This is a genomic window from Brumicola pallidula DSM 14239 = ACAM 615, from assembly GCF_000428905.1.
In the GTDB taxonomy this organism is placed as follows: Bacteria; Pseudomonadota; Gammaproteobacteria; order Enterobacterales; family Alteromonadaceae; genus Glaciecola; species Glaciecola pallidula.
The window spans coordinates 115,203-127,249 of the sequence record NZ_KE386814.1 but is presented as its reverse complement, the minus strand read 5'-3'; the positions used below and the strand labels follow the sequence as shown (position 1 = coordinate 127,249).

Annotated in this window: 8 protein-coding genes; 4 read left to right on the top strand and 4 right to left on the bottom strand. The window is 39.9% G+C overall.

Annotated features, from left to right (window positions below; genetic code table 11):
* Window positions 1-15 precede the first annotated feature (15 nt).
* Together G399_RS0111440 and nudF are read right to left on the bottom strand one after the other, a co-directional pair.
* Window positions 16-444: a DUF1249 domain-containing protein gene (locus G399_RS0111440; RefSeq protein WP_026843672.1), complete on the bottom strand. Its 429-nt coding sequence runs from the start codon at window positions 442-444 to the stop codon at window positions 16-18.
* 112 nt (window positions 445-556) lie between these two features.
* Window positions 557-1,171, bottom strand: a complete 615-nt coding sequence (gene nudF / locus G399_RS0111435) for an ADP-ribose diphosphatase (RefSeq protein WP_006013683.1) — start codon at window positions 1,169-1,171, stop codon at window positions 557-559.
* Window positions 1,172-1,360: 189 nt separating this feature from the next.
* On the opposite strand from nudF, the gene tolC reads away from it, so the two are divergent.
* Complete coding sequence (tolC, locus tag G399_RS0111430) at window positions 1,361-2,704, top strand: outer membrane channel protein TolC (RefSeq protein WP_006013680.1); 1,344 nt, start codon at window positions 1,361-1,363, stop codon at window positions 2,702-2,704.
* Window positions 2,705-2,888: 184 nt separating this feature from the next.
* Here the strand turns inward: tolC and G399_RS0111425 are convergent, their stop codons facing one another.
* Complete coding sequence (locus tag G399_RS0111425; protein WP_006013678.1) at window positions 2,889-3,689, bottom strand: ion transporter; 801 nt, start codon at window positions 3,687-3,689, stop codon at window positions 2,889-2,891.
* 67 nt (window positions 3,690-3,756) lie between these two features.
* The gene (prsT, locus tag G399_RS0111420) at window positions 3,757-6,582 is read right to left on the bottom strand and encodes an XrtA/PEP-CTERM system TPR-repeat protein PrsT (RefSeq protein WP_148277454.1); all 2,826 of its coding nucleotides are present in this window, start codon (window positions 6,580-6,582) and stop codon (window positions 3,757-3,759) included.
* 217 nt (window positions 6,583-6,799) lie between these two features.
* Here prsT and G399_RS0111415 point away from each other — a divergent pair, with 217 nt between their 5' ends.
* The 3 genes from G399_RS0111415 to G399_RS0111400 all read left to right on the top strand — a co-directional run bounded on the left by G399_RS0111415 (window position 6,800) and on the right by G399_RS0111400 (window position 11,786).
* Complete coding sequence (locus tag G399_RS0111415) at window positions 6,800-8,545, top strand: DEAD/DEAH box helicase (protein WP_006013674.1); 1,746 nt, start codon at window positions 6,800-6,802, stop codon at window positions 8,543-8,545.
* 862 nt (window positions 8,546-9,407) lie between these two features.
* Window positions 9,408-10,811, top strand: a complete 1,404-nt coding sequence (gene cysG / locus G399_RS0111405) for a siroheme synthase CysG (protein ID WP_006013672.1) — start codon at window positions 9,408-9,410, stop codon at window positions 10,809-10,811.
* A gap of 18 nt (window positions 10,812-10,829) precedes the next feature.
* Window positions 10,830-11,786: a hypothetical protein gene (locus G399_RS0111400; protein ID WP_026843668.1), complete on the top strand. Its 957-nt coding sequence runs from the start codon at window positions 10,830-10,832 to the stop codon at window positions 11,784-11,786.
* Window positions 11,787-12,047: the final 261 nt, after the last annotated feature.

The following is a 12,047-nucleotide window of genomic DNA, read 5'->3' as shown; positions in this document are numbered from 1 at the left end:
ATTCCCATCGTGTTTCTAACTTATTATAATTTGCATTTTCCGCTGCTCTAGGCAAAAGTGTAGCCACTCTGCCAAAAACACATTCACCATTTGCTTTTCATTTCGCAAATGCATATTTAAGTTAGGATATTCATAGGTCGGCTGTAACTTAGATACTTTCTGACAACTTAATACTTCTGCAACCTTCGCGTCGTGATAAAGCCTAATTTCCATAGATGGTCTTAAAAAGCTGGGGGTGTTATTTGCCATCTGCGACATCATTATCGTACTTGTGTATCTTGCAGAATCTAAAATTTTTATTTTATATTTTAACTGATCGTTAATCATAAATTCATAACTAAGATTCTCCGAATCGCAGTCAGGAAGAAGTTTTAGAGCGCACGCATAGTTGTTCTCACAAGTTGCAAGAATACTGGGTAAATGCGGAACATACTTCTTTCTCAATTGTCACTCCTTAATCTTATGCATAATAATGCTTTGGTAGATGTTGTAAATAAATGAAGTTTTATGCTGATCTAACTCCAAGCCGTCCATTAGCGTAACAAACAGGTGTGTCCTACTGCCAACTTTTTAGTAACTTTTGCTTATTTAAGAAAAACCATTGCAGGGCGATGATCGCGGCTGCATTGTCAATCTTTCCATTGTCCAACCATTCTCTTGCATCTGATTCTTTTACCCTATGCACCATAATATCTTCTGATTCAGACTCTAAACCATGCACGCCCTTGGCTAAGGTTGTATCGGTTTTCGCCATGTAAATGTGCAGACGTTCTGTGGTTCCACCAGGGCTGGATAAATACGAAAGCACTTTTTGTAAGCCTGTGAGCAAGATACCCGCCTCTTCAAAAGATTCGCGATGACAAACGTCAGCAATCTCTTCATTAGGTTCAATCATCCCCGCAATCACTTCATACAACCACGGTGAATCACACGTTGCCATAGCACCGAAGCGGAATTGTTCGATTAATACAAACTCCTGCGTATTTGGATCATAAGGCAAAACGGCGACCGCATGTCCTCGTTCAAACATTTCACGAGATAAAACACGGCTCCAACCACCATTAAATAATTTATGTCGAACTTGAACTCGTTTCATTTCAAAAAAACCTTTAAAAACGGTCTCCTCGGTCAGTATTTTTACATCGTCATTAGTGTACTGTGCTTGTTTCATGATGATCCTCTTTGATATTTTTTAACTAAACTAAACGATGCGTATCTGAATTTCAGCATAAAAATCACATTCTGTTACACTTAGTGGGAATATGTAACAACCATTCGTTATGTTTACAGACACGAATGTCTTACACTCAACACAAATGAAAAGCTCAATGTAAAAAAATACTATTTTTAAGGTCATTTTATGAAGAAAACCCTACTTTCACTATTTATCGGTTTTAGTCTCACCACACCAGTATTAGCAGACGACTTATCTGAAGTTTATCAACTTGCACTACAAAATGATCCAGTTATTAATCGAGCAAAGGCTAATAAAGAACTCGCGTTCAGCGGAATTGCGCTAAGTAGAGCTAACTTATTGCCACAACTTTCGGGCTCAGTTTCTTATTCGCTTAATTCTGGTGATCAAGTTTTCGCCACTCCAAGCGGATTCGGGACCATCGATTCTGAATCTGATACCTTGACCATGGGTATAGACTTACGCATGTCTATCTATGATTACGCCAACTGGGTAGGTATGGACAGAGCAGAAAAAGTAGCACAACAAGGTGATGCAAATTTAGCGTCAGCTTTACAACTACTTATAGTTCGCGTCACAGATGCTTACCTTGCTGTGTTGAGAGAGCAAGACAGCGTCGAATTTGTCAAAGCTGAATTACGTGCAATCGAACGCCAATTAGAACAGACTAAGCAGCGATTTGAGGTAGGTCTAACAGCAATTACCGACGTCCATGAAGCGCAAGCTAACTTTGATAATACGGTAGCACGTCAAATCCGAGCTGAAAACCAATTAGAATTGCGTTTAGAAGAGTTGCGAGAAATTACCGGTAAATATCATAAGGACATTTCGGTACTAGACACAAAATTATTCTCAGCGACTGAACCAGCGCCAGCGAAAGTTGATGATTGGTTAAAACTGGCTGAAGACTCTAATTATGATCTACTGATACAGCGTTTCGCAAAAGATATCGCAATGGAAGATATCGCATCGGCTAAGGCGGGCCATTACCCGACATTAGGACTATCAGCTTCCCTGAGCAGAGTTGACCGAACCACGGAAATTCAAGGCGCAGGATCTAACGAGTTTCCGACCCTAAATAATCAATCATTAGGTTTAAGTTTAAATATTCCGATCTACCAAGGTGGCCGCGTTAGCACAAGTACTGACCAAGCTCGCAGTCGCTATGTAATCGCTAGTGAAAACCTTGAACTCGTTTATCGTCAAACCGTGCGTTCCGTAAGAAGCTCTTTCAATGACGTAAAGGCAGCCGTCGCTACCATTAGCGCCCTAGAACAATCTGTGGTTTCTGCTGACAGTGCGTTGAAAGCTACTGAAGCTGGTTTTGACGTTGGCACAAGAACAATCGTTGATGTACTGAACAGCACCAGAAACTTATTTGATGCGAGACGCAACTTAGCAGACGCTCGGTACAATTTCATCACAGCAATTATCAACCTTAAACGAGCAGCAGGAACGCTCACCGAAGATGATTTGTTGGCCATAAACCGAGTAATGAAACCAGCATAACAAGCTGTATCTAATTAAGTAGCAATACAAATTAGTACCAAAAAAAAGCGGTAGTCAAACGTAAGACTCCCGCTTTTTTTGATTTTTCAACTTATAGAGTTTTGCAAAAGCCCAACACTACTCCGGCATAATTATCCCGTGTTGTTGCTTAAAATAAACCTTGTCTATTACGCGATAACTGCACCTACGACTTATTTTCTCGATCAATCAATATCTGAATCTGACCTCTTATGTCTTTAATCTGGTCTTGTAGTTCATTCATCGAAGGTTCTGACTTCAAGCGCTCCTTATGCATTTCCTCATCCATCACTCCAACCACAATGCCGATCACCATGTTCAAGAAGGCAAACGCAGTGAAGAATATAAAGGTCATGTAGAATATCCAACTCATTGGATATATTTCCATCGTTTCGTACTGAATATCAGTCCAATCTTCAAAGGTCATGACTCTGAACAAGGTCAGCATTGAAATTGCAATATCCCCCCATAAAACAGGATTAATATCTTGGAACAGATAACTCCCGACAGCAGCGTAAATGTAGAAAATAATAAACATTAACAAGACAACATAGCCCAAACGAGGTAAAGCTTGTAGCAACGAGTTAATGAGTATTCTCAGCTCTGGGATAATCGAAATCATACGTAATACGCGAAAAATCCGAATTAATCGAGCAAGTAAAGCCATTTCAGATTCATCGATTGGAATTAAACTGATGACAACCACCAAAGTGTCAAATATGTTCCAGCCAGATTTAAAAAAGTCCTTCTTACTTTCTTCTGACAAAAATCTAATGGTTATTTCAAACAAGAAAAATAAAGTAATAAATACATCAAGGTACTTTGTAACCAATAACGAAGTCTCTGATAAATCATATGTTTTTGCACCAATTTCTAACGCAGAAATAATAATGACGGTGATAACAAAAAATTCAAAAAGCTTTTTTTCTTTTAAATTAAACAGAGATATACGAATGGATTCGAACATAGAAGTGCAACCCACTTAATAGGTAGTTGGTCGAGGCACTACAGAATGTAATGCCTAAACAATTATTTTATAGGCCGTATTGCGTATTTAATTCCGCTAACCTGATGTTTGACTGGGGCAGAACAAAGGTGCGAGATTCGAGTCTGCGCTTTGCAATTACCTTACTATCGTTCATTAACAAAGTTTCAATGTAGTTTAAGAATATTTCCTCATTCTTCACATCTTCATTCATAACTCTATTGTACGCCTCTAGCGCTTCTTTAGGTTGATTTTGACGAACCAATATCTGCGCATATGTATCGACAGTCGCTGCATGATTTGGCTTTAAATCAAAAGCACGTTTTGCAAACGCGAAGGCTTCACTGAGTTTGTCTTCCTCCATCAACAAATAGGCCAGATTATTCAGTACGACAAAGTTATTTTCATTTAACGTTAACGCATCTTTGTATTTGGCAATTGCAGATCCTTTATCTTTATCCATCTCTTTTTCGGCTAACAACATTAGCGCCGTTAAATCTTGGGGCTTGCTCGCGGAATAGTTCTTTAACAACTCATAGGACTTGTCGTTTTGTTTCGTCAGATCATACGCCATAACAAGTACCTGTAGGTTTTTTGAGTTTTGGTTCGCATTAAAGGCAACTTCAGCGTCTTCAATCGCACCAGCAGGGTTCTGCTCTCTAAGTTTGATTCTAGCCATAACACCGCGGACAAAAGGAAGTTGCTGTACTTCTTGAGTGAATCCACCTATGACAGCTCTAGCACTTTCACTGTCGCCACTCATTACCTGAAAATAGCTTTGCAAAACCTGGATCTGAATGTCATCTCTGGCATCTAGGTAGCGTTTGGTCAATGCTAAACCATCGCTATATTTGTTTTGGCTGTCTAACAAAAGTAATTGCCCAAGCGCGGCTTCTCGATTGTTTGGCGCCAATTCAATCCATGTTTCGTAATGAGATTGAGCTTCTTTTATATTTCCAGACTGCAACAATGCTAAGCCCTTCGTTGGCCAAAAGGTATTCGGTGCATTTTTATCTGCTGCAACAGAATTCAGCAATTCAAGTGCTTCATCGTAACTAGAATCACTGGCTTTCATTCTAGCGGCTAGAACAACGATGTCAGCATTCTGGGGCGTCTTCTGCAATTGCGCCAATGTTGGTTGCATTCCTTCACTAGCGTTTCCTTGCTGCTGCTTTATTGCAAAATACGCAGTCAATGCAGGTAAGTTATCTGGCGATAGATCAATCAGGTTTTCGAGCTTAACAACAGCAGCATCTAACTTTTCATTTCGAATATCTAGGCCTATTAATGCCATTTTCACTTTGTTGTTATTTGGAGCAACTGCAGATGCACTTAAAAACTCAGCTTCGGCCTTAACTAAATCATTTTTTCTTAACGCAACTTCACCGGCCAACAAAAAACCTTGAGGATCATTGCTTGCTTCTTTTTTCCATTCAGTTGACAACGCTTGTGCTTTTTCAAGTTGATTTGTTGCTAAATAGGCGGTCGCCAAAGTCGTTTTTGCTGTCACTGACTCTGGTGATTTTGCAACTGCACTCTCCAAATCAAGTACACCATCTATGTTATTAAGACTCAGTTTCAGGACACCTAAGCGAGTTAAATCGTCGGCAGTTTCACTTATCCCTTCAACTCTTTCAAGTAACGCTTTGGCTTTCTTTGCTTCACCTGATTGCAGCAATTCGTAACCTGTTGATGAAAATAGAGTCGCATCAGCGGCAGTTAAGTTGTCTAGTCGCTTTAATACTTCTGAGGCCTCTGTTGTCATTCCTGTCTGCAGTTGGCTGGCTGCTAGAATGCGCAAGCCTGCATGATTATCAGGTAAACCCCCTGCAATAATAGATAAATGCGAAACGGCAGCTTCAAAGTCGCCTTGTTGAAAAGCACTATAACCAGCAACCAACCTAACAATCGGATCGGTATTACCGTTAGTAATTGCAATTTCAGAAAATTTCTGTGCATTAACGAAGTCTTTGTCTGCAGCGCGAATAACGCCTTTTAATTGATTCAATAACGCATTTTGATCATTGATTTTCAATAAAGTATCGACATGCACTTCAGCTTCTTCTGTTCTAGTTTGCTCAACCAACATATTTGCCAGTGCAAATCGCGTTTCGATGTCGTTTGGCGCTGCTTTCACATATTGGGCATAAACATCAGCCGCTTGGGTTGGTTGTTGGTTCATTAAATGGAGACGAGCAGTCACATTTAATACATCTTTATTAAGCGGTGCTTGGTTTTGTAATTGAATCGCCGCTTCTAGCGCCTCTTGATTCTTTTCTGATAGCACTAAATTAAGAACACCCGCTAATCCTTTGTACACCGAACTGGTATCCAGTTGCATTAATTCTTGAATTAACACTATCGCTTCGTCTGGTTTACCAAGTTCAATAAGAGACTGCGCCTTGTAGTAACCAACTTCGGCCTTTTCTACCACGGTGAGTTCAGGCATATCATGCTCAATTCCTTCCAGCGCAGCATTCGCACCTGTGCGTTGATAAGATCTTGCTAGCAACGGAATCGTTTTTGAGGCCGAATAACCCAGCTCCATTGCTCGATTCAGTTCTTTTTCAGCGGCTTGATAGTTTCCTTGCTCTAAATACAAACTACCCAGCTCAAAACGCGCTTCTGCTTGTTTAGGGTCTAACTGAATGGCATTTTTAAGCTCAACTATAGCCGCTTGTTGATCTCCAGTTACAACAAACTCTTTGGCGGCAGCGATGTGTTCCTCACTGGTTTTTTGTTGGCAGCCGCCTAAACCTATTAGTGATGACAGCAGAAGTGCTGCAATTGATATTTTCTTAATTACTTTCGTATTAGAGAAAAATATATTGGTTGTGTTAATACTTTGCTGGCAATTACGATTATTTTTTTTCATTCTTTTGTCCACTTTTTATCCTATTCCCTTGTATTTTAACTTGTTTTTGAAATACAAAAACGGCTCACATCCCAATTAATTACTAACTAACTCAGGTGGTTACAAACTAGTCAAGAGTAATGGTGGTAAATAACCATTAATTCTTATATAATTCTTTTTTTAAGAAGGCTCTCACATCCCTTCAGCAATGCCCCCTTTCAGTCTATCAGGATACACGATGACCGACACTGTCGATGTTACATTTAAAGATTTAAATCTTCCAACGTATTTATTACAAGCGTTAGAAAAAGTAGGCTATGAAAAGCCATCTCCAATACAAGCCAAGAGTATTCCACTTTTACTCGCGGGTCACGACCTTTTGGGCCAAGCTCAAACAGGTACGGGAAAAACGGCTGCATTTGCGCTGCCAATGTTAGCAAACATTGACCCAGACGAGAACTTTACACAACTTTTAGTATTAGCGCCAACTCGCGAACTTGCTATTCAAGTTGCTGAAGCGTTTCAGGTCTATGCCAGCTTTTCTAAGAAAATTAGAGTGCTGCCCGTATACGGTGGTCAGTCTTACGATAATCAGATCCGTCAGCTGAAGCGCGGCGTTCAGGTTGTAGTAGGTACTCCGGGTCGAATCATAGACCATATTAAGCGCAAAACACTGAAATTAGACAAGCTTAAATTTTTAGTGCTCGATGAAGCAGATGAAATGCTTAGAATGGGCTTCATTGATGACGTTGAATTGATTTTAAGTCACGCCCCTGCAGAACGCCAGACCGCGTTATTCTCTGCAACAATGCCTGACGTGATTAAAAAAATAACAAAACGTTATTTGAAGAATCCAGAGCATATTAAAATCGAATCAACGGTTTCATCCGCGAGTATGATCAAGCAGCGTTATTGCCAAGTTGCGGGCCATCATAAGTTAGAAGCATTAACACGCATTATGGAAGTTGAAAAATTCGACGGCATGATTATTTTTGTGCGTACTAAAACAGCTACGGTCGAATTAGCAGACAAATTAATGGCTCGTGGGTATGTTGTTGAACCCCTTAACGGCGATATTCCGCAGAATGCGCGCGAGAGAACGGTTGAGAAACTGAAACGTGGCGACATTGATATTTTGGTTGCTACTGACGTTGTTGCTCGTGGTCTTGACGTAGAACGCGTCAGCCATGTTCTTAACTACGATATTCCATATGATACTGAGTCCTACGTCCACCGCATAGGCAGAACAGGCCGAGCGGGAAGAACTGGTGACGCAATCTTGTTTATTTCTCATCGTGAAAAACGTTTGTTGTTCGCAATTGAAAAAGCAACAAAACAGCGTATAGAGAATATGGAAATTCCTTCAATTTCACAATTGAATGAGTCACGTTTGGAGCGGTTCAAACAAAGCATAATAGAAGCGATGAATGATGAATCAATTGAATCATACATACCCATCGTTGAATCAATCATGGAAGAAACCGAAGCTTCTCCAGATTTAATAATGGCTGCACTTGCTAAAGTCGCGCAAGGTAATGAGCCTTTATTATTAAAAGAATCTGATCGTCCCGATTTGCATAGCAAGCCAACGTTCAATGAACGAAACGACAGTGGAGACCGTGATAACGGCAGAAGACAGGGTCGCAATGAACGCACTGAACGCGGTAAAAGTGATCGCAATGAGAGAAAACCGCGTCCGGCAAGAGGCGCAAGCACTCCAGATGAAGGTATGCAACGCTTCAGAATTGAAGTAGGCCATACCCATGGCGCGAAGCCAGGAAACATTGTTGGCGCGATTGCTAACGAAGCAAACATCAGCAGTAAAAATATAGGTGCTATTGAAATCTATGATAACTTTACGACTGTAGATTTACCCAAAAGCATGCCCGCGGAAACAAGAGAAACGCTCGCAAAAACACGCGTAGCGGGTCAGCGTTTAAACATACGTGAATGGTCTGATACACCGCCAAAACGTAAAAGTTAGCGGATTCTGCTAGTAAAAATACGAAAGCCACTTTAAGTGGCTTTTTTTATGCCCAAAATCCTGAGTCATTAAGTAACGCATTTATAGCCAACAGAGGCGTCGTTAATCGACTAGTATTAAAAGAAATTTTCAAGTCACAAAGTGTTTATATAATTATTATTGAATTTGATCAGTTGGCTGATAATCAAGAAAGTTTGGAGCGAGAGTAGACACTTTTTGATCACGTGGACGATAGCTTTAGAATTCGCTTCCAATCTGAATCTGATGCCTGCAGGGGTAAAGTTTTCGTGGTCGAATTTACGCATAACTCAGGAGTGAATAAAGAAATTATTAACAACATTAGAAATTTCAGTATCAATCATTGTTTTATAGGTAGCACAGTTTTGGAAAACAGCGCAACAATATATCTAGGAGTATTTATCGGAACCGATGACGCCTCATCGCTAACAATTTCTAACTTGATTATTTTTGGAATTTTCTACTTCACAATTTTCGGTTGCTACTTAGTTTATATTGAGTAGTAAAGCTTGCGTGTGTGTTCAGTGCACGAACGTTGATTTCATTAATAATTAGACCGGTATTTTTATACGTGTTTATAAACTTTTTTTAATTGAAAGGCAGGCTGAGGTCAAGGAAACTTTGATGTTCACCTGCTCTATTTAAATACTCCTCTGACACAACACGCTAAAATCATTACAGCGATTAACGAACTTCATTCGAAACTGACAATAAATAAAGCAATTGTTGAATGCTTTTAGCTTTCTAATTCCAAAACGAAATATTACCTTTAAAAATATTGCTATATTAGAATAAGGATAACCCTCATAATTAAACTTAATATTTATGACAAGCGCGCACACTAATGAAGTATTTCCCTATATTCGTCGATGCTGAATACATCCATTGCCTATTAGTTGGCGCAGGCGAAGTTGCCGCTAGAAAATGTGAGCTGTTGTTAAAAACTCCGGCAAAAATAACGATTGTGTCCCCGTGGGTAAGTAACACAGTAAAACGACTCGCTGCCGAATCAACTCAAATTACTTTAATTGAAAGAAAATTTGAAGATACTGATATTGAAGGCAAGCAAATGATTTTTGTTGCTACCGATGATGCACTAGTAAACAAGCACATACACGATATAGCACATGCTAAAAACATGCTCGTCAACGTAGTTGACAACACACCGCTATGTAAATTTATTACGCCATCTATCGTCGACCGCTCACCCATCATCATCGCAATGAGCAGCGGCGGTGTCGCGCCTGTTTTACTTCGTTATATTCGTCAAAAACTAGAAAGTGTTATACCTGCAAACATACGACTATTAGGTGATTTTTCAGCGAAGTTCCGCGATACTGTCAAAGGAGCACTTTCTTCGGTAACTGACAGACGCTATTTTTGGGAAGAGGTACTTGACGGTGACATTGGTGAATCAATTCTACAAGGAAACGAAAAACTTGCAGAAAAGAAATTCGATAAAGCACTTATTGCCTATAAAAACGGTGATAAGCCCGCTGGTCAAGTATATCTGGTAGGAGCCGGCCCTGGAGACCCAGATCTACTGACCTTCAGAGCATTAAGATTAATGCAAAAAGCTGACGTTGTTGTCTATGACCGATTAGTAAGTCCCGAAATACTTGAACTCGTGCGCAGAGACGCCGAAAAAATTTATGTTGGAAAGGAGAAAAGCAATCACACTATCCCACAAGAAGATATTAGCAAACTGCTAGCGAAGGAAGCATTAGCTGGAAACAGAGTGGTGAGGTTGAAAGGAGGAGACCCGTTTATATTTGGCCGCGGAGGAGAAGAAATTGAAACTCTCATTGAACACGGTATTGACTTCCAAGTAGTGCCTGGTATTACTGCCGCTTCAGGAGCGGCGAGTTATGCAGGTATACCATTAACGCATCGCGACCATGCGCAGTCAGTAACATTCACCACTGGCCATTTGCGCGACAACACGATCAATTTAAATTGGCCAGCACTTGTTCAACAAAATCACACGGTTGTATTTTATATGGGACTAACCGGTTTACCTATAATTTGTGACAAACTTATGGAACATGGAATGTCTCCAGAGATGCCTATTGCGCTAATCCAATCAGCAACTCGAGAAGATCAAGCAGTTGTTACTGGAACGCTTGATAATATTGTTGGTAATCCTAGAGTTGCGTTGTTAAAGCCACCCACTTTGATTATTGTAGGTAGCGTTGTTAATTTACATTCATCACTTAACTGGTTTTCTCGAGGGAACGTAGACCAATAATATTGTAAGGTTAGTTAAATGCGATACATGTTCAGGATCTTAGTTAATATTGCTTTAATAGTCATGTTTATTACGCCATTTAAGGCCGACTCTCAACAAGAACATTTTTTTAAAAACAGTTCTACCTTAGGTATTGAGTTCAATTATCAATGGCAAAGCGAAGATGGTATTCGTAAACTCAAGTTTTTACTTGCGCACACAGAGATCGATAAGCTACCAACTTCCGCTCCTGCCTACAATACGCTTCTCGCTCAAAATTATATTCATAGAAATTTACTCGAATATGCGAAAACAATAGACCCAAAAATTGCAAATATTTCAATTGAGCGATCTGCGGGGTCCTTGAATATGCAAGTTTCTGGTAAATATCCCGAACAGATAAACGAAATCACAGCGACACTTGGTAAAAAGCACGAAGAAGCAGAAGCCGAATACTTAAGCAAAAACTACTATGTTCCTTTTAAAAATGAAATGGGCCGGTTGACTATTAAACAAGATCATCGGCGTTACGCTGAAGAAAGCAGCAGTCATCTTTCTGGTATTGTGCTCGCGATTAAAGAGCAACTGAATAATCCTAATAATGCCAGAGAGTTTATTGATTTCACCTTGAATTGGCTGCAAACCATTCCCTATGACACTCTTGAAAATCGTATCTCGTCAAATGGATCTGGATTTGCCGCACCTCAACAACTCCTATTAAACAATAGAGGGGACTGTGATAGTAAATCAACTTTGTTCCTTGCCCTTTTAAAATCTTACAACCCAACATTATCTGCCAAAATGGTTTTCTTACGCAATCATGCATTGGTTGGAATTAATCTGAATCCAAATCAAACGGATGCACAAATAGTACAAAATAACTTATCTTATATCCTCGCTGAACCAACCGGCGCGGCACAATATAAATTAGGTGAAATAGCCCCATCAAGTCAAATGGCGATAAGAAATCACCAATTCACCACCGAACTGTTTTAGAGCTAGGTGCCAACGAGCAACAATGATGAAAGGAATAATAAGGACACACCTATTTGCCTTAGCCGAAGAAGGGGAAAAAAAACTAAGACACACCTGTAAGCAGCGTAATGATAAAACAGGTGTGTCCTTGTTCCAGAGTTTACAGAATGGATTGATTGTAAATTAACCGAAAGTTGCAGAACTTTTTGTTAACAACTATTGTTCGTCTTAGAATGTGCAGACCGGTAATTAGACTAGTCGTAAAAGACACATCACTTAAGC

Coding starts and splice junctions, on each gene's coding strand:
- nudF (WP_006013683.1), bottom strand. CDS start 1,171: ATGAAACAAGCACAGTACACTAATGACGATGTAAAAATACTGACCGAG.
- tolC (WP_006013680.1), top strand. CDS start 1,361: ATGAAGAAAACCCTACTTTCACTATTTATCGGTTTTAGTCTCACCACA.
- G399_RS0111425 (WP_006013678.1), bottom strand. CDS start 3,689: ATGTTCGAATCCATTCGTATATCTCTGTTTAATTTAAAAGAAAAAAAG.
- prsT (WP_148277454.1), bottom strand. CDS start 6,582: ATGAAAAAAAATAATCGTAATTGCCAGCAAAGTATTAACACAACCAAT.
- G399_RS0111415 (WP_006013674.1), top strand. CDS start 6,800: ATGACCGACACTGTCGATGTTACATTTAAAGATTTAAATCTTCCAACG.
- cysG (WP_006013672.1), top strand. CDS start 9,408: ATGAAGTATTTCCCTATATTCGTCGATGCTGAATACATCCATTGCCTA.
- G399_RS0111400 (WP_026843668.1), top strand. CDS start 10,830: ATGCGATACATGTTCAGGATCTTAGTTAATATTGCTTTAATAGTCATG.